The organism is Planococcus daihaiensis (genome assembly GCF_049262615.1).
Classification (GTDB): Bacteria; Bacillota; Bacilli; order Bacillales_A; family Planococcaceae; genus Planococcus.
The window spans coordinates 1174641-1193288 of record NZ_CP175504.1 but is presented as its reverse complement, the minus strand read 5'-3'; the positions used below and the strand labels follow the sequence as shown (position 1 = coordinate 1193288).

Below are 18648 nucleotides of genomic sequence, written 5' to 3'. Positions count from 1 at the left end.
CAAGCCGGTGAACTTTTTTTATTTAATTCGTTATATACCCTATGGGGTAATTTGAGGGGGAACTAGCAAGTGCAAAAGACAAAAACAACAAACATTATTTTATTCAGTGGAGATTACGACAAAGCGATGGCTGCTTACATTATTGCAAACGGAGCAGCAGCTTATGACCATGAGGTGACGATCTTCCACACATTCTGGGGATTGAACGCGCTTCGCAAAGAAAATCCGCCAGCAGTGAAAAAAACATTGCTTGAAAATATGTTCGGCAAAATGATGCCGCGCGGTGCAGACAAACTTGGCTTATCCAATATGAACATGGCTGGCATGGGGCCGAAAATGATTAAAAAAGTCATCAAAAAGCATAATGCCATGACAATGCCGCAGCTGATCGAAATGGCACAGGAACAAGAAATCAACCTTGTGGCATGCACAATGACGATGGATCTTCTCGGATTGAGCCAGGATGAATTGTTGGAAGACGTAACTTACGGAGGCGTAGCCGCATATCTTGCAGATGCCGAAGACGGCAACGTAAACTTGTTCATCTAATAGAAGGAAAAGAGGGAAATCATGGATACTTGGTTAATGATTTTAATCGGAGCTGTGATCGTCTTTATCGGTTACCGCGCCATGTCGGGAGCAAAAGGCGTAAAATCCGTTTCCACGGATGAACTGAAGCCCGAACTCAAGAAAAAAGACAAGCAATTCATCGATGTCCGGACGCCGGCAGAATTCAAAGCGAACCGCATCAAGGAATTCAAGAACATTCCATTAAACGAATTGCCTGGCCGAACGACCGAACTCGATGCCAATAAAGAAACGTACGTCATCTGCCAAAGCGGCATGAGAAGCAGCAAAGCAGCAGGAATCCTGAAGAAAAAAGGTTTCGATCACGTAATTAATGTCAGAGGCGGCATGGGAAGCTACCGCCCTTAATTCGAAGGAGGAAACACAATGAATCGCATGACTACACAAGAAGTCCAAGAATACATGGACACGAAAAAAGATGTTTCAATCATTGATGTGCGGGAAACAGAAGAAGTAAAATCCGGGAAAATTCCGGGTGCGGTCAATATTCCGCTGGGACTTCTCGAGTTCCGCCTGCAGGATATCGACAAATCGAAAGAACATATCATGGTATGCCGCTCGGGCAACCGCAGCGGAATGGCAGCAAGCCTTCTGGAAAACCATGGCTACAACGTCATCAATATGGACGGCGGCATGATGGACTGGGACGGACCGACGGAGTAAATAATATTTCGAAAAATTTTTTAAACGAAAATATACCCCTATGGGTAACTCAGGAGGAATTTTAATGATACAGACAGATAAATTATTAGATGCAAAAGGGCTGGCATGCCCAATGCCGATCGTACGTACGAAAAAAGCGATGAACGAGCTCGAACCGGGCCAGGTCATCGAAGTGCAGGCAACGGATAAAGGCTCACTGGCTGACTTGAAAGCCTGGGCGAAAAGCAGCGGCAACCAATACCTTGGAACTTCTGAAGAAGGCGACGTCCTGAAGCATTATTTGCGCAAAGCAGACCAAACGGAAGAAAAAGAAGAAGTTCGTTTCCCGCACACAGTAACAAACGCTGAATTGCAGGAACAGCTTGAAAGTGGCGAAGTCATCGTGCTGGATGTCCGTGAACCTGCGGAATATGCATTCGGACACATCGAAGGCGCCGTATCGATTCCGCTTGGCGAACTTGAAAACCGCACGCAGGAACTGGATGCTGAAAAAGAAGTCGTCGTTATTTGCCGCACCGGCAACCGCAGTGATTTTGCTGCTAAGCAATTGGCCGAAAAAGGATTCGCTCGCGTGAAAAATGCCGTAGAGGGTATGACCCACTGGAACGGCTCAACTGAACAAACTCAAGCATAATCAGAAATACACTAAATTCTACTATATGGAGGAATTCTTAAATGGCAGCAAAAACAGCAATCATCGCATCAAACGGCACAATGTTCGATGCCTATAAAGTATACAATATCGCAACTGCAGCAGCGGCAAGCGATCACGAGGTGGCAATCTTCTTTACATTCGAAGGGTTGAATCTCATCAACAAAGAAGCTTACGGCCAATTGGCACTTCCAGAAGGCAAGGAAGCGATTGCCGAAGGATTTAAAAAAGGAAATGTACCAGCTATACCAGAATTGATCGAAATGGCGCAGGAACTCGGCGTTCAATTTATCGGCTGCCAAATGACGATGGACTTATTCGGCCTTGAAAAAGAAGCTTTCGTTGACGGCATTGAAGTTGGCGGAGCGGTAACATTCCTTGAATTTGCTAAAGACGCAGACGTTACACTAACATTCTAATCTGAATGAAATTTACCAAAAAATAACCAGGTGGAGGTATTTAAATATGACTGTAAAAGCAATGACAGCAAAACAAGTAGCAAGAAAAGTGATTGATAATGAACCTTTGTTTATCCTTGATGTCCGCAACGGCGACGCATTCGCCGATTGGAAAATTGAAGGTGGCAACATCCAATATTTGAACACACCTTATTTTGATTTATTGGACGGAGTCGAAGAAGTGGCTTCAGAACTTCCGAAAGACAGAGACATCCTGGTCGTATGTGCGAAAGAGGGATCTTCTGTCATGGTAGCTGAAATGCTGGCTGAAGAAGGCGTCGATTCGGCGTATCTTGAAGGCGGCATGAAAGCGTGGAGCGAACACCTGGAACCAGTGAAAGTCGGCGATTTGAAAAATGGCGGGGAATTATACCAATTCGTCCGTATCGGCAAAGGCTGCTTATCGTATATGGCCATTTCCGACGGGGAAGCCGCGATTATCGATGCAACACGCATGACTGATGTCTTCTTGGATTTCGCGCAGGAAAAAGGTGCAACGATCAAGCACATCTTTGACACGCATTTGCATGCAGACCACATTTCCGGAGGACGCTACATCGCTGAAGCAACAGGCGCAACGTATTACTTGCCGCCGGCTGATGCAGAAGAAGTGGTCTTCGATTACACGAAGCTCGTTCATGGCCTGGAAGTGGAATTGGGCGGTTCGAAAATCGAAATTGAAGCATTATACTCACCGGGGCACACAATCGGCTCCACATCATTTATCGTTGATGACCAATATTTGATGACAGGCGACATTCTGTTCATCGATTCCATCGGACGCCCGGACCTTGCCGGCCTTGCAGAAGACTGGGTAGGCGACTTGCGGGAATCCCTTTACAGCCGCTATAAAGAATTAGCCAATGACCTGATCGTTCTTCCGGCTCACTTCATGATTATGGATGAGTTGAATAAAGACGGCAGCGTCGCAAAAAAATTGGGCGATCTTTTCAAAGAAAATCACGGCCTGAATATTGAAGATGAGCAGGAGTTCCGCGACATGGTGACGAAGAACTTACCACCGCAGCCAAATGCTTATCAGGATATCCGTCAGATCAACATGGGGAAAATCTCACCTGATGAAGAAGCTCAACGTGAAATGGAAATTGGACCAAACCGCTGCGCGGTACGTTAATAAATAAAAACTGTTTGAAAGTCGCTTCGGCGCTGAGAGAAATCATAAAAGATATGGAGCAAAACAGCGAAGACTGCATGACCCACATCCTGTGGGCCCGCAAGCAAGCTGTTTGGCGGAATATCGGTTATTAGCACACAAAAATAACACAAACCCAAAGGAGAGATTTTGATGAACGCAGATAAAATATTAGACGCAAAAGGCTTGGCTTGTCCAATGCCGATCGTAAAAACACGTAAAGAAATGAAAGAATTGGTTACAGGCCAGATCCTGCAGATCCTTGCTACCGATAAAGGGGCGAAAGCTGACCTGACTGCCTGGGCAAAATCCGGCGGACATGAGATGTTGGATTCTCAAGTAGAAGGCGACGTGCTGAAGTTCTGGATTCAAAAGGGCTAATGAGTGAAGGGCATCGTCTGATGTCCTTTTCTTTTTACTTATTTATTATCACAGCGGTCGAGAAAACAGGGTAATGGGATGGTAGGGGCACAAACTGCAACAGCGTTTTCCTCCTGCACAACAGGCTTTGGCGTTTTTTGCGAATGTCTGTAACCGTATAATCTTGCATTCTGGACGCCGCTTGTTCAAAAGGGGGAAATAGTTTTGTTGAAAAAATGGATTCCGGCTCTGGAGTGGATGGGGAGCTATAAAAAATCAGACTTGAGCGGAGACTTGAATGCCGGTTTGATTGTAGCGATCATGCTTATTCCACAAGGGATGGCGTATGCGATGCTCGCCGGCTTGCCGCCGGTGATTGGTCTATATGCCTCGACCGTCCCGTTGATTATTTATGCCTTGTTCGGCACATCGAGGCAACTTGCAGTCGGACCGGTTGCAATGGTGTCTTTGCTTGTGCTGGCAGGGGTCTCGCTATTAGCGGAACCTGGAACAGATGAATATATATCACTCGTGTTATTGCTCATGCTGATGGTTGGGGCCATTCAGTTTTTACTAGGGGCATTTAAATTAGGCTTTATTGTAAATTTCCTGTCCCACGCCGTCATCAGCGGGTTTACCTCTGCTGCGGCGATTATCATAGGGTTAAGCCAGTTGAAGCAATTGATTGGCGTCAGCCTGGAAGCCGATAAAAATGTCTTTTTAATCCTCTCGGAAACAGTCAGAAGAGCAGCGGAAATCAATCCGGTGACACTTGTCATCGGACTCGGAAGCATTCTGCTGCTGATCTTGATGAAGAAATACGTTAAGAAGATTCCAGGACCACTGGTGGTTGTTGTCTTCAGCATATTGGCCGTCTATTTTTTCGACTTGCAGGCGCAAGGCGTGAAAATTGTCGGTGAAGTGCCATCAGGCTTGCCGTCCTTGTCAATGCCGGCATTTCAGCTGGATGCACTGATTGCTTTGCTGCCGATCGCTTTGACGATTTCATTTATCGGTTATATGGAATCGATTGCGATGGCTAAGGCGATTGCAGCGAAAGAAAAATACAAAATCGACCCGAACCGGGAATTGGTCGGCCTCGGCCTTGCCAATGTCGGCGGTTCGTTTTTTGCGGGCTATCCTGTAACGGGAGGGTTCTCACGTTCTGCCGTCAACTATCAGGCAGGGGCGAAAACACCGCTTGCAACGCTCATTACGGCATTCCTCATCATCTTGACCTTGCTGTTCTTTACAGGGGTGTTCTACTATCTGCCGCTCGCTGTACTTGCAGCGATCATTATGGTGGCAGTATACAGCCTGATTGATGTGAAGGAAGCGAAATACCTCTTCAAAGTCAATACAGTGGATGGCTGGACATGGATGCTGACGTTCCTTGCGACATTATTAATCGGAATCGAGCAGGGCATCATCGTAGGGGCTATATTCTCTCTAGTGGTGTTCATTCGACGCAGCGCATATCCGCATGTAGCGGAACTCGGCTATTTGCCGGAACAGAAAGTGTTCCGCAATACGAAGCGGTACGCGGAAGCAGAAACTGATCCGGAAATCTTGATTTTCCGCGTCGATGCCTCCCTGTATTTCGCCAATATGACGTTTTTGGAAGATCAATTATGTTCAAGAGTTTTGGACAAACCCGAGACGAAATGGGTAGTCTTTGATTTTTCAAGCATCAATTCAATCGATGCCGTAGCTGTTCACGCCCTGGAAGGACTGATGGAACAATGTCATTCCGGAAACGTGGAAATCGTCTTTGCCGGGATTAAAAATACGGTTCTGGATGTTCTGTACAAGGCGGATTGGGAAGAGAAGTATGGTGAGCGAATTCATTATATGAATATTGCAGAAGCTTTGTCTGCCATCAATGAAAAGGAGGGGCGGCCATGAAGAGCATCGAACTGAAAAAGCAGAATGAAGAGTTTATCCAAAAGATCAAAGCGCATGATCCGGCGTACTTTGATGAACTGAAGAAAGGCCAGACGCCTGAATATTTTTTGTTGTCCTGCAGCGATTCGCGCGTCAGCCCGTCCATCATTATGCAGATGCCGCTTGGGCACATGTTCGTCCACCGCAATATCGCGAACCAGGTCGTAGAGGAAGACGAAAGCTTCTCCGCGAGTCTGTTTTATGCGATCAAACATTTAAACGTCAAAAAGCTTGTCGTTAAAGGACATACCGGCTGTGGCGGCGTCAAAGCAGCCTGGGAAGGAAACGAAGATCCTGAGCTGCAGAAATGGCTTGGCCATATCCGGGGAAGTCTGCCGGAAAATACGGGTGAGGCGGAACCGAGTCTCAATGAACTGGCCAAAATGAATGTTCTCAGCCAAGTGGACAAATTGCTCAAGCATCCGGTCTATCAAAAACTTGGAGAAGGCGTCGAGGTATCGGGCTGCATTTTTCATGTGGAAACCGGCGAATTGGAGCAAATCTACCCCTTATAAAATTTTCGATGCAGAAACCAGCGCTTTCTCTTTACAAAGAGAAAAGGGCTGGTTTTTTTCGTTCAACAGAAACCCTGATCCATATTTTACATTTATGGCAAAACTATTTCAGTATTGTAAAGTTTCGTCTCAATTGAGCTGGACGGTTTTTAAATTTTACCCACGGGGGTATAATAAAGTTGCAGTAAATTGAAATGGAATGGAAAAGCGCAGGTGCTTTTCTGGAAAGGTGAGTTTTACATGAGTTTCGATTTTATTATATTAATATTCTTAATCGGCTTTATCGGTTCCTTCGTCTCCGGAATGGTGGGGGTCGGCGGCTCGATCATCAAATACCCGATGCTTCTGTATATTCCGGTCATGCTGGGCTTTACAGCGTTCAGCGCCCATGAAGTATCCGGCATCAGTGCCATTCAGGTATTCTTCGCCACCATTGCGGGTGTATGGGCATACCGGGGCAGCGGCTATCTGAACAGAACATTGATCATTTATATGGGTGGCGCAATTTTGATCGGAAGTTTTATCGGCGGCTTTGGTTCGACGCTTTTGACGGAATCGGCCATCAACATCGTCTATGCCGTGTTGGCGACCATCGCGGTTGTCATGATGTTCCTGCCGAAAAACGGAGTCGACGATATCCCGCTCGATCAGGTGACATTCAATAAATGGTTTGCTGCCGGACTGGCGTTCATCGTCGGGATCGCAGCCGGAATCGTCGGAGCGGCCGGTGCTTTCATCCTCGTTCCCATCATGCTCGTAGTCATGAAGATCCCGACGCGGATGACCATCGCAACTTCACTCGCGATCACATTCATTTCGTCGATTGGTGCGGCCTTCGGCAAGATTGTCACGGATCAGATTCTTTATGGTCCTGCTGCAGTCATGGTAGTGGCAAGTATCATCGCCGCGCCGATTGGTGCCAAGCTGGGCCAGAAGATGAACACGAAATACCTCCAATGGATCCTGGCGCTGCTGATTCTAGGCACAGCCATCAAAATCTGGACGGATATTTTGTGAAAATAAAACCAGTATCGGCAGATTATAAGCCGATACTGGATTTTTTTTGTGTTCATATAGTCAATATGAGTGGCTCACATAAATTTGTTTGCGCAAAATCGATTTTATTTGCGATGTTTGAAATTTATTTGCGATGTTCGAAATTTGTTTGCGCAGTGATAATTTTTTGCTTCGAACATAACAATTTTAGGCCCCGACTGAAAACACAGTCACCCTCGACCAGTCAGATATTGCGGTTCAACATGCGCAGGCCATTCAAAATAACCAGGATCGTACTGCCTTCGTGTCCGATGACGCCAAACGGAATCGTGATCGACTGCATGAAATTGAGGATTAATAATACGATGATGACCCCGACCGAAAACACGATGTTCTGCTTGATGATGCGCTGCATCTTTCGGGCCAGGCGGATGGAGTAGGAGATGCGCGACAGGTCATTCTTCATCAGGATGATGTCCGCCGTTTCCAGTGCTACATCGGTGCCTTCGCCCATCGCAATGCCGGTTGTGGCAATCGCGAGGGCCGGTGCGTCATTGATGCCATCGCCGATCATCGCCACATATTCATGCTCTTTCAACAATTTTTTCAGCTCTTCGACTTTATCGCCGGGCATGCAGCTGCCGATATACGCGTCGAGGCCGCTCTCCTCCGCAATCGCTTTGGCGGTTCTCTTGTTGTCACCCGTCAGCATGATGCAGTAGATGCCCATCTTCTGCAGCTTCTGGATCGTCGCTTTCGCATCGTCGCGGACTGTATCCTTGAGCGAAATGGCGGCGGCGATGCCTTTATTGTCCCGAACGAAAGTCACGGTTTTGCCTTCATTGGCCCAGCGGTTCAGCACACCGCCCTGAAAGGCTTCGGCATCATCGAGATCGACAAAATCCGGTTTGCCGATCAGGATTTCCTCGCCTCCGATGATCGATTTCAGGCCGTTGCCGGGAACATCGGTGATTTGGAGGTTCTTTAACGGTTCGATGCCTTTTTGCTGAATAAATTCCGTAATCGCCTTGGCGAGGGGGTGGTTGGATTGCATCTCGATTCCCGCAATGATCGCCATCATACGGTCCTGGTCGATATCTTCGCGCATTGAGAAATCAGTGACTTCGGGGCGTCCGCGGGTAATGGTGCCGGTCTTATCAAAAGCAATTGCCCGGATTGCGCCAAGATTTTCAAGATGCGCGCCGCCTTTAAAAATAATGCCGCTTTTCGCCCCGTTCGAAATGGCAGCGAGTGTCGCCGGCATAATGGAAGCGACAAGTGCACAGGGGGAGGCGACGACGAGAAACAGAATGGCCCGGTAAAACGTCGTATCCCAACTCCAGCCGAACAGGTAATGCGGCACAAACAGCAGCAGGGTGAAGACAACTAACGCAACATTGACATATTGCCCTTCAAAGCGCTCGACAAATTGCTGGGAAGGCGGTTTTTCGCTGTGTGCAGATTGCACGAGGTCAATAATTTTTTGCACCAATGTCTCGGAACTTGGCTTTGTCATCTCCATCGTAATGGCACCGCTCATATTCACTGTCGATGCGAATAAATCATCTTCCGCATCCTTGGAAACAGGAATAGATTCTCCGCTGATGGAGGATTCGTCCACCACGGTGTGGCCGATCAGCAATTTGCCGTCCGCCGGGATGCGTTCGCCCGGTTTGACGACCAGCGCATCGCCCACCTGCAGGACAGAAACGGAAACACGCGAAGTGTTGCCGTCTTTCAGTAGCCACGCTTCTTCCGGCTGGATTTCCATCAATGCCGAAACTTCTTTACGGCTTTTATTCATCGTATACGTTTCCAGTGCACCGCTGAGGGAGAAGATGAAAATCAGAATGGCGCCTTCCGTCCAGTAGCCGATGATGGATGCGCCGATCGCGGCCATGACCATCAACAGCTCGACGTTCGGCTTGCGGTGTTCAATCGTTTTTCGGATGCCGTATTTGGCTTTGGCATAGCCGCCGATCAAAAAGGCAGCCAGATAGGTGATGACTGAAGCCAATTCGATGGACTGGGTTTCGAGAATGTACGCGATGATGATTAAAATTCCCGAAAGAATAGCTGCGATTAATTCGATATGTGTTCTCCATTTCCCCATGTGCTCATCTCCCAGTGATTTTTGGACTGTTGCGGTGGCCAGTCCGATTTGCAACCCGTTCTACGCAATAATGCTCTTTTCCTGATTATAATACTTTTAGTAAACAAGCGGAGAGTGAATAAACTCCAACGGCTCAATGTCATCTGAATTTTGAAGGTAAATAAACTCACAGGTAAAAGTTTTTAAATTCCCGAACTCCAGCGTTCCTTAGGCTGCCTCATCCGATTGTGGTATTATGAGAAATGTTCAAAACAAAGAGGTTCGCGAAATCCCTCTTAAAAAAACTAAGGAGTTGTCATAGATGAATAACGAAAAGGCGGTCGTCGTTTTCAGCGGCGGGCAGGACAGTACAACCTGTCTTTTTTGGGCTTTATCCAAATTTAAGGAAGTCACCACAATCACGTTCGATTATGGCCAGCGCCATGCGACAGAAATCGATCATGCACGACGGATTGCAGAAGAACTTGAAGTGCCGTTCCAGGTGCTCGATATGAAATTGATCAACCAATTGTCAGCCAATGCGCTTACGCGGGACGATATCCCGGTCGAGGAAAAAGAAGGGGAACTGCCTTCGACGTTCGTTCCGGGCCGGAATCATTTGTTTCTGTCGTTTGCGGCAGTGTATGCACAGACGACCGGTGCAAAGCATATTGTTACAGGCGTGAGTGAAACGGATTTCAGCGGCTATCCGGATTGCCGGGACACCTTCATCAAATCGCTGAATGTCACTTTGAACCTGGCGATGGAGGCACAGTTTGTCATTCACACGCCGCTGATGTGGCGTGATAAAAAACAAGTTTGGGAACTCGCGGATAAGTTCGGTGCTCTCGATTTTGTGCAGGAAAAAACGCTGACCTGTTATAACGGCGTGCCCAGCAGCGGCTGTGGAACTTGCCCGGCTTGCGAGCTGCGCAATGAAGGATTGAAAGCTTATTTGGCGACAAAGCCAGGCGGTGTTGCGAAATGATGCAGCAATTCTATCCAACACTACCGCATGCTTACCGATTTGAATTGAATAAAGACATGAATTTTTCCGCGGCTCATTTTATTCCGCATGAAGAAGCCGGAAAGTGCCAGGCTGTTCACGGCCACACGTATTTCGTAAACGTAACGGTGGCAGGAAACAAGCTGGATGCTTCCGACTTTTTAATAGATTTCAAACTGCTGAAAGATGCTATCCACAAGAAATATGACCATACGATTCTGAACGACCATCCCGAATTTAAAGGCAAGTTCCCGACAACGGAACGGCTGGCGGAACAAATCTGGCAGTCGGTCCAAGCCGTCCTTGAAACGCGCGACAACAAGCCGCTATGCCTTCAGGTCATTGTACGGGAAACCCCGACGAGCTACGTCGTCTATCGCCCGGAACGGGAGGGGTTGCGATGAAGATTCCTGTAATGGAAGTATTCGGCCCGACAATCCAGGGGGAAGGGATGGTCATCGGCCAGAAAACGATGTTCGTCCGGACAGCGGGCTGTGATTATTCCTGTTCGTGGTGTGATTCCAGTTTTACATGGGATGGTTCGGGAAGGAGCTTTTCCCGGCAGCCAGGAGAAATCATCGAAGAATTGAAACGGATTGGCGGGCAAAGCTTTTCCCATGTCACGATTTCGGGCGGCAATCCGCTTCTGCATAAAGGGATCGGTGAGTTCATTCGCCTATGCCACCAGGAAGATTGGAAAGTAGCGGTGGAAACACAGGCAACAATTTGGCAAGATTGGCTGCTGGATGTGGACGATATTACGCTTTCTCCCAAGCCGCCGAGTTCCAGCATGGTAACGGATTTCGGCAAACTGGACAGGTTTATGGAAAAGTTGATAAATGCGAATGCCAGTATAAAGATCGTCATCTTTGATGAAACGGATTTTGACTATGCGGGCCAGCTCCATCTCCGCTATCCCACAATCCCATTTTTCCTGCAGGTAGGGAATGATGACATCACGACTAAGGACGATGCACGGTTGATGTCCCGCTTGATCGAGCGCTATTCATGGCTGATTGACCTCAGTATGCAATCTTCCGTCATGAACGATGTAAAAGTGCTGCCGCAGCTCCATGCGTTGGTGTGGGGAAATAAAAGAGGCGTGTAAAAATACACAAAAAAGGATTGAGTGCCGTTTTCGACGCTCAATCCTTTTTTTATTGTCTGCCGAGCTGTGTGCAATTTGAGAAATTCGTCAACACACGGAGTCATTCGATTTTGGAACCGACAATCCGAACAGCGGCCGGAGATAGAGGGCGAGGAATGTTCCGGCAAGCGCCAGGATTCCCCAGATATAGCCGTGCAGGCTGAACGAAGCAATGCCGCCGAAATATGCGCCGATGTTGCAGCCGAACGCAAGGCGTGCGCCGTAACCCATCATCAATCCACCGATAACCGAAGCGGCAAAATTGCCTGCAGTAACTTGTGTGAATTTAAACAAGCCACCGGCAGCCGAAGCCAAAAAGGCACCGAGGATTACACCTAAATTCAACACGGTAGTTGAGTCGGTAAAAATGGACGCTTGAAGCGAAGCTGCGTTAGCGCCTTGCCAATAACCCCAGCTCGCTACATCTACGCCGAAAACTCCTGCAATTTTAGAACCCCATAGGGCGAACGCGGAAGTGATGCCCCACGGTGCGCCGCGCGTCATCAATGTCAATGCGTTCAATAGTGCTAACACGATGGCCGCGGCGAATAGCGGCCACGATCCGCGAAGGATCCGTTTCCAGCCGGTTTCTGAAGGGACCGGTGCCATTTTTGGTGCTTTCCGTTTCTTTTCAATGATTACTGTAACCCACGCAATCAAACCGAAGAGCGCAATCGACACGAGCCACGCTCCGCCGTAGCCAAGACCAGTCGAAGTGGCCAGTGAATAAGGTTCAAAGGCAGGCATTTCTTCTGTCCAGAAAGGCAAATGGTAAGCGCCGACTGTTGAACCGACGATAAAGAAGACCAGTGTCACGAACATGACGGAACGGCCGCCGCCAAGTGCATACAGTGTGCCGGAAGCACAACCGCCGCCCAGTTGCATGCCGATGCCGAAGATGAAGGCGCCTACGATAAGGCTGACGCCGACAGGTGATACATAACCGGCAAGCGGGCCGCCGAAAAATGTGGTGCCGTATGCAAGAATAGGCGCAAACAAGGTAACGGCGACTGCGAGCATCAACATGTGGGAACGCATCGCTTGGCCATTGCCCACTGACATCATGCGCCGGAATGCTGATGTGAAACCGAATCGTGCATGGAATAAAGTATAGCCAAGCAACAGGCCGATGCCGAGAAGCAGGGACTGAGAAATATGCTGAGTGGCGAGAAGGTATACAAGTAAAATAAATCCAACGATTGCTCCGCCTGCAATCAAGGCTTTCTGAGGCGGGTTCAGAGCAAGACTTTCTCTTGCGACCGGACCCTTTGTATCGTTAACAGGCTGTACTTTGGCAGTAGTCAAATCAAAACATCCTTTTCCTATTTATTTAGTCGGGAATATTTTTCTATAATAATGTTTTCTGATAGCCACGTCAACTTATTGCGCCTGCCGGAAGATTTTTTCTCTAGGCAATAGAAAAACCGGAAAGCGCAGAGGCTTTCCGGTTTACGATTTATCTATATAAGTTGAAGTAAAGACTTATATTCTTCATTAATAGACAAGGGCAAAGATTATGCTCCTACACAAGCTAGTCGCAAAGGAGGTGCAACTTCATATGACACGCGATCGCTCAGAGAATTCTCTAGAGATATGGAGCAAAACAGCGAAGACGCCCAGGGGACCAAGCGAAGTGCTGAGATACACTCGGGCGAAGTGAAACGAGACCGAGTTAGCTCAGCGCAAGCCCCAAGGCAAGCGAAGCTGTTTTGCGGAATATCGGCTACTATAGATTATTAGTTCAACTTATATAGAAGAAAAATTTAGACCGTTTCAACTACAGTGGCCGCGAGCCAGTGTTCCATCGCTTCAAATGCATGCCGGGCATCGGAATAGCCCTGCATGTGCATCATCTCAAGCTTAATGGGGTCGCGTTCAGCCCGTTTGACCTTGAAATCATCGGAGGGACGGATGATAAATACTTTGCCTTCCCGTTCATACCGTTCAATTTCGTCCATCGTGTCGTTGTAAAGTTTCCAGCGCATTTCAAGCGCCAGAGTGAGGCCTGTATAATCCTTGTAGAAATAACGGGTCGTTCTGGAAAAGCGGGCAGGCTTAATCCGGTACCCTTTGCTTTTGGTCAGGATGATGACAGGTTTTGTCACTCCATCAGCCAACGCTTTCCTGATGGGGATGGGATCTGAAACGCCACCATCCATCAAGTACATGCCTTTATAAGAAACCGCTCTGGACATGAAAGGCAGGGAACTGGATGCGCGGATAATCGGCAGAATGTCATTGGGACTGTCATTTTTTTCGAAATAGACAGGTTTTCCCGTGAGGCAGTCCGTTGTGCCGATGATGAAGCGTTCTTCTGCCGCGTGAAAGGCTTGGAAATCGAAAGGCAGCAGCACATTGGGAATCTGGTCGAAAATCAGGTCCATGCCAAACAATTCCCGCTTTTGTATGAGGTTGCGGATTGAGATGTAATCGGGATGGGTGATATAGTCAATCATGACGGATTTGTTGCGCCCCGGTTGCCTGGAAAGATAAGAGGCGGCATTGCAGGCTCCCGCGGATACCCCGATGATATACGGGAAATAGCGGTCCCTTTCCATGAAATATTCAAGCACACCGGCGGTATAAATACCTTTCATCCCGCCACCTTCGAGGATTAAGCCATTCTGATACATATCGCTCCCCTCCAAATCATCCGGCATTTAAATGCATTTGTTCGGATTATTGTTCCGCTTCAATCAACTGGCCGGTTTCTTCATCGTAGAATCGCAATAGATCCTTTACCATCATATTATCAGAATATTCCAATTTCGCAAGAGCTTCATCCATATGAGGTTCACATAAACTTTAATCTAGGATGTCACCGGTGCCGTTTTGGGTTCATAATTTGGCGAAGCCGTTGTCAATAAAAAACTTTATCTTTATTATGAAGAGGAGCTCCTTAAGAATGAAAATCCAGATACATTCCCATAAAGGTTACATTTAGGGAAATGAAGTGATACACTAGCCATAATACGCAGTCAGCTTACCTGTTGAGTGACACTGCAATGGGATCAGCCCATCAACAGATTAAAAAGGAGTGTCGAAAAATGTATAACAAAATTTTATTGGCGGTAGACGGTTCAGACCATTCCGTTCGCGCAGCAAAAGAAGCGATTCAAGTTGCCGGGGCGAACCCGGATGCACAGATTACCATCGTTTATGTGGCAGATCACGCCAACGCGAAAAACGACGTGCTCCACAGCGGCAGTTCCGCAGAACTCGATTTGCAGCGCCGTAAAAAACTGCAGCCGGTGGAAGAAGCGATTGCCGCAAAAAATGTGAAATACCGCGTCGAAATTTTACATGGGACACCAGGTCCGGCGATTGTGGAATATGCCAATAAAGAACAATTCGACATTCTGGTGATTGGCAGCCGAGGTTTGAATGGGCTGCAGGAAATGGTGCTCGGCAGCGTCAGCCACAAAGTGGTGAAACGTGCGAATTGCCCGGTGCTTATCGTAAAATAAATCAGTATAAAAATAAGACAAGAGGGTCCGCGGGGATTCCTCTTGTCTTATTCTTTGTTGCGTACACTAACGGAAAGGAGCGGTGAGAGTGAACAGCACAAAGCCTCTGCAAGGGAAATATTATTATGGCTGGGTAATCGTCGCGGTTGCAGCACTTTCCTTTTTCTTCTCGGGACCGGGCCAAACCTTCTCAAATGCCATTTTCATCGATTATTACATAGAAGAATTCGGCTGGAGCCGTTCAACTGTCTCTGGAATCTACTCAGCGGCTACGCTGCTTGCCGGCTTTCTGCTGTTTGTCGTTGGCCGGCTGATTGATAGCCAGGGCGCCAGAAAAGTCTCCATTGTCGTCTCGATCCTGCTTGGAATTACTTGTTTGTTTAATGGGCTTGTAATCAACGTGTTCATGCTCTTTATCGGCTTCTTTTTTGTCCGGCTGTTGGGACAGGGTTCCATGTCCCTGGTTTCGAATTCACTGGTGCCGCAATGGTTCATCAAAAGGAGGGGACGTGCGCTTAGCCTTGCTGCACTTGGGGCAATGGTCGGTTCTGCGGTTTTCCCGTTGCTGAATGTCTGGCTGATTGAAATGGTGGGCTGGAGAATGGCCTGGGCAGTGCTGGGCTTGTCCGTGCTGCTGATTTTCACACCCTTGGCAATTTGGCTGCTGCGCAATAAACCGGAAGATATCGGTCTCAGACCGGACGGTGAAAATGTACTGACAGAAGAAGAGCATCAAAGATCTTTATCGGCGGATATCAGTTGGACCGTAAAAGAAGCGCGAAAAACAAAAGCTTTTTGGCTGCTGCTGTTTTGCGTTGTGATACCCGCATTGGTGAATACCGGTATGACATTCCATCTGGTTTCCATCTTCTCGGAAAATTCACTGGCTCCGGAAACAGCGGCCATCGTTTTGAGTCTGATGGCGGTCATCGGTTTTCCCGTGACATTTCTGGCTGGTTACCTGTTGGATAAAATTGCGGTCCGGTGGATGCTCATGCTCTTATTTTTGGGGGAAATTGGTTTCATCCTGCTGTTGTTGCACGCAGACGTGTTTTCAATGGCGATTCTGTTTGGTGTGGTGTGGGGCTTTATCTCCGGCATCGAACGTGTCGCTTTAAGTGTCGTCTGGCCGAATTATTACGGCAGACAATATATCGGCAGCATCAACGGCATCGCGATGGCGGTCATGGTCATTGGCTCGGCACTCGGGCCGCTGCCGTTCGGTTTGTTTTTTGACGGATTCGGGGGCTATGATGAAGTATTGTGGCTGCTATTGGTGCTGCCGGCGCTCGGTATGGTAGCCGCTGCCTTAGCGGTTCCGCCGGTGAAAGAGCTTCATGAATAAAACAGACAATGAAAAAAGAGCGCCGCGGCGCTCTTTTTGTATCATCCAATTAAATAAGGTCAATTCTCCAAATAACGGTAAAGCGTGGATTTGCTGATACCGGTCTGTTCTTTGATTTCGGCCAAATTGTATTTTTTACTTTCATACATCTCGATTGCTTTTTTGACGTTGGCATCTGGTTTTCTCGGCCGTCCGGCGTGCATGCCTTTTTCTTTTGCGACCGTCAATCCAGCCTTTGTTTTGGCACTGATTGAATCGCTTTGGAAATCAGCAAGGCATTGAACAACCTTTTGGAAAGTGAACAATTCACCCGGTGCCGTATCAACCTGTTCATTTATTGAAAGGAATGTACAGCCCTTTTGCTCAAAGATCTCCAGCAACTCAACCAGATGGCGTGTGGAGTCTGCCAGCACATGCAGGTTCAGGAAAATCAGGCGGTCTCCGGACTCCAACCGATTCAATAGGCGGTTCAGTTCGTCCCGTTTTTTAGGGGAGGAATGAGTTTCCACGAAAAATTCTTCGCAACCCAATTCTTCCAGCTTCGCTTTTTGTCTTTCACAAGACAAATCTCCATCTATAGGTCTCGCATAGCCAATTTGCACAGTTAAAACTCCTCGTGTTACAAGTTGCTTCTATTATAACATAATCTTTTTGAGGAAAAGGACCAAAAAGGTTCCATTTTCGGATTTCTGGTGATACACTATTCTCATTGTGAAATCGTGGCCCGGTTATTAAGGGCAGCTTTTAAAATTATACAACAAGAGGAGTAAGTTATCGTGGTGGAAACAATTAAAAAAGAATGGTTCGGAAATGTGCGCGGCGACGTCCTGGCAGGGATTGTGGTTGCCCTTGCATTGATTCCGGAAGCCATTGCATTCTCGATTATCGCAGGCGTCGATCCAATGGTCGGTCTGTATGCATCGTTCAGTATTGCCGTTATTATTGCATTTGTCGGGGGACGTCCCGGCATGATTTCCGCAGCAACGGGCGCGATGGCATTATTGATGGTGCCGCTGGTCCGTGACCACGGATTGGAATATTTACTCGCGGCCACCATCCTGACAGGCGTTATCCAAATTCTGTTTGGCGTATTCAAAGTGGCAAAAGTCATGAAATTCATTCCGCGCGCGGTTATGATCGGTTTCGTCAATGCGCTCGCGATCCTGATCTTTATGGCACAGGTGCCGCATTTTCTTGGCATCAATAACATAACGTATGTATTTGTTGCCATTACGCTGGCGATTGTTTATATTGTTCCAAGATTCTTCAAAGCCATTCCTGCGCCATTGATCGCGTTGGTGGTGCTGACTGCTGTCGCCATCTACTCAGGTTTTGAGATGCGCACAGTCGGCGACCTCGGCACGATCAGCCAGACCTTGCCATCATTCCTGCTGCCGGATGTGCCGTTTAACCTGGAAACCTTGATGATCATTTTTCCGTATTCATTGGCGCTCGCGATAGTCGGACTGTTGGAAACATTGCTGACAGCGAATATCGTTGATGATATGACCGCAACGACGAGTGATAAAAACAAGGAATCACGCGGGCAGGGAATCGCCAACTTCATCACCGGATTTTTCGGTGGGATGGCGGGCTGTGCCATGATCGGCCAGTCGATCATCAACGTGAAGTCCGGAGGAAGAGGCCGTCTGTCGGCTCTTGTTGCCGGTGCCTTCCTGATGTTCCTGATTATTGTTCTGGGCAATGTCGTTATTCAAATTCCGATGCCGGTTCTGGTTGGTATTATGATTATGGTATCGATTGGAACATTCGACTGGAAGTCATTCAGTTATTTGAAAAAAGCGCCGAAAGCAGACTCCATCGTGATGGTCGCGACGGTTGCGATCGTGGTCTATACGCATGACCTTTCCATCGGAGTGCTTGCGGGCGTGTTATTGAGTGCGATTTTCTTCGTAGCAAAAATTTCGAAGATCAAAGTGCAGAAGCGATTGCTTGATGCGACGCATTATCAGGTGGAAGGCCAATTGTTCTTCGCATCGGTCGAAGATTTCCTTGAGAAATTCGATTACGATATCGAAGGAGAAAAGGTGGTTATCGACTTCACGGATGCCCATATCTGGGATGATTCCGGTGTCGGAGCCGTGGACCGGGTTGTGCTGAAATTCAGGGAGAAAGCCAATAACGTCGAGATTATCGGCCTCGATGCCGGCAGCCAGAAGCTCATTGACCAACTGGCGATATTCAAGAGCAGTAACGCAAAACTGCCGACGCATTGATTAATGCCGAAAATTGATTTATGAA

20 protein-coding genes and 1 riboswitch are annotated in these 18648 nt (G+C 47.9%); of the genes, 16 read left to right on the top strand and 4 right to left on the bottom strand.

Going from position 1 to position 18648, the window contains the following annotated elements; translation table 11 throughout:
• The first annotated feature begins 126 nt into the window (after positions 1-126).
• The 10 genes from DHX103_RS05615 to DHX103_RS05570 all read left to right on the top strand — a co-directional run bounded on the left by DHX103_RS05615 (position 127) and on the right by DHX103_RS05570 (position 7350).
• Positions 127-549, top strand: coding sequence for a DsrE/DsrF/DrsH-like family protein (locus DHX103_RS05615; protein WP_422124728.1), 423 nt, complete (start codon positions 127-129; stop codon positions 547-549).
• A gap of 21 nt (positions 550-570) precedes the next feature.
• Positions 571-936, top strand: a complete 366-nt coding sequence (locus DHX103_RS05610; RefSeq protein ID WP_422124293.1) for a rhodanese-like domain-containing protein — start codon at positions 571-573, stop codon at positions 934-936.
• 18 nt (positions 937-954) lie between these two features.
• Positions 955-1251 (top strand): rhodanese-like domain-containing protein, encoded by a 297-nt coding sequence (locus tag DHX103_RS05605; RefSeq protein ID WP_422124292.1) that lies wholly within the window; start codon positions 955-957, stop codon positions 1249-1251.
• 64 nt (positions 1252-1315) lie between these two features.
• Positions 1316-1885 carry a sulfurtransferase TusA family protein gene (locus tag DHX103_RS05600; protein ID WP_422124291.1) on the top strand — a complete coding sequence of 190 codons (570 nt, stop codon included), beginning with the start codon at positions 1316-1318 and terminating at the stop codon, positions 1883-1885.
• A gap of 41 nt (positions 1886-1926) precedes the next feature.
• Positions 1927-2322 (top strand): DsrE/DsrF/DrsH-like family protein, encoded by a 396-nt coding sequence (locus DHX103_RS05595; RefSeq protein ID WP_422124290.1) that lies wholly within the window; start codon positions 1927-1929, stop codon positions 2320-2322.
• Between the two features lie 46 nt (positions 2323-2368).
• Entirely contained in the window at positions 2369-3496 is a 1128-nt protein-coding gene (locus DHX103_RS05590) for an MBL fold metallo-hydrolase (protein ID WP_422124289.1), read from the top strand.
• Between the two features lie 171 nt (positions 3497-3667).
• A complete protein-coding gene (locus tag DHX103_RS05585) occupies positions 3668-3895 on the top strand; it encodes a sulfurtransferase TusA family protein (protein ID WP_422124288.1) in 228 nt (75 codons plus the stop codon).
• A gap of 204 nt (positions 3896-4099) precedes the next feature.
• Positions 4100-5779, top strand: a complete 1680-nt coding sequence (locus DHX103_RS05580) for a SulP family inorganic anion transporter (protein WP_422124287.1) — start codon at positions 4100-4102, stop codon at positions 5777-5779.
• The gene (locus DHX103_RS05575; protein WP_422124286.1) at positions 5776-6333 is read left to right on the top strand and encodes a carbonic anhydrase; all 558 of its coding nucleotides are present in this window, start codon (positions 5776-5778) and stop codon (positions 6331-6333) included. The genes DHX103_RS05580 and DHX103_RS05575 overlap by 4 nt, the downstream gene beginning before the upstream one ends.
• Positions 6334-6573: 240 nt before the next feature.
• Entirely contained in the window at positions 6574-7350 is a 777-nt protein-coding gene (locus DHX103_RS05570; protein ID WP_422124285.1) for a sulfite exporter TauE/SafE family protein, read from the top strand.
• Between the two features lie 223 nt (positions 7351-7573).
• On the opposite strand, the gene DHX103_RS05565 is transcribed toward DHX103_RS05570, so the two are convergent.
• Positions 7574-9442, bottom strand: a complete 1869-nt coding sequence (locus DHX103_RS05565) for a heavy metal translocating P-type ATPase (RefSeq protein WP_422124284.1) — start codon at positions 9440-9442, stop codon at positions 7574-7576.
• Between the two features lie 250 nt (positions 9443-9692).
• A riboswitch (PreQ1 riboswitch) is annotated at positions 9693-9736 on the top strand.
• Positions 9737-9743: 7 nt separating this feature from the next.
• On the opposite strand from DHX103_RS05565, the gene queC reads away from it, so the two are divergent.
• From queC to queE, 3 genes are read left to right on the top strand one after another with little or no spacing between them, the layout of a single operon-like run.
• The gene (queC, locus tag DHX103_RS05560; protein WP_422124283.1) at positions 9744-10409 is read left to right on the top strand and encodes a 7-cyano-7-deazaguanine synthase QueC; all 666 of its coding nucleotides are present in this window, start codon (positions 9744-9746) and stop codon (positions 10407-10409) included.
• A complete protein-coding gene (queD, locus tag DHX103_RS05555) occupies positions 10406-10831 on the top strand; it encodes a 6-carboxytetrahydropterin synthase QueD (protein ID WP_422124282.1) in 426 nt (141 codons plus the stop codon). Before queC ends, queD begins: the two co-directional genes overlap by 4 nt.
• Positions 10828-11535, top strand: coding sequence for a 7-carboxy-7-deazaguanine synthase QueE (gene queE, locus DHX103_RS05550; RefSeq protein ID WP_422124281.1), 708 nt, complete (start codon positions 10828-10830; stop codon positions 11533-11535). The genes queD and queE overlap by 4 nt, the downstream gene beginning before the upstream one ends.
• Positions 11536-11622: 87 nt before the next feature.
• Here the strand turns inward: queE and DHX103_RS05545 are convergent, their stop codons facing one another.
• A complete protein-coding gene (locus tag DHX103_RS05545; protein WP_422124280.1) occupies positions 11623-12879 on the bottom strand; it encodes a YeeE/YedE family protein in 1257 nt (418 codons plus the stop codon).
• Positions 12880-13337: 458 nt separating this feature from the next.
• Positions 13338-14207, bottom strand: coding sequence for a patatin-like phospholipase family protein (locus tag DHX103_RS05540; protein WP_422124279.1), 870 nt, complete (start codon positions 14205-14207; stop codon positions 13338-13340).
• Positions 14208-14621: 414 nt separating this feature from the next.
• Here DHX103_RS05540 and DHX103_RS05535 point away from each other — a divergent pair, with 414 nt between their 5' ends.
• Both DHX103_RS05535 and DHX103_RS05530 read left to right on the top strand, forming a co-directional pair.
• Positions 14622-15041, top strand: coding sequence for a universal stress protein (locus DHX103_RS05535; RefSeq protein ID WP_422124278.1), 420 nt, complete (start codon positions 14622-14624; stop codon positions 15039-15041).
• An 88-nt stretch (positions 15042-15129) separates the two neighbouring features.
• Positions 15130-16386, top strand: coding sequence for an MFS transporter (locus DHX103_RS05530; protein WP_422124277.1), 1257 nt, complete (start codon positions 15130-15132; stop codon positions 16384-16386).
• 59 nt (positions 16387-16445) lie between these two features.
• Here the strand turns inward: DHX103_RS05530 and DHX103_RS05525 are convergent, their stop codons facing one another.
• On the bottom strand, positions 16446-16988 hold the full coding sequence (locus DHX103_RS05525) for a recombinase family protein (protein ID WP_422124276.1): 543 nt from the start codon (positions 16986-16988) through the stop codon (positions 16446-16448).
• A gap of 174 nt (positions 16989-17162) precedes the next feature.
• On the opposite strand from DHX103_RS05525, the gene DHX103_RS05520 reads away from it, so the two are divergent.
• Entirely contained in the window at positions 17163-18623 is a 1461-nt protein-coding gene (locus tag DHX103_RS05520) for a SulP family inorganic anion transporter (RefSeq protein WP_422124275.1), read from the top strand.
• The last annotated feature ends 25 nt before the right edge of the window (positions 18624-18648 follow it).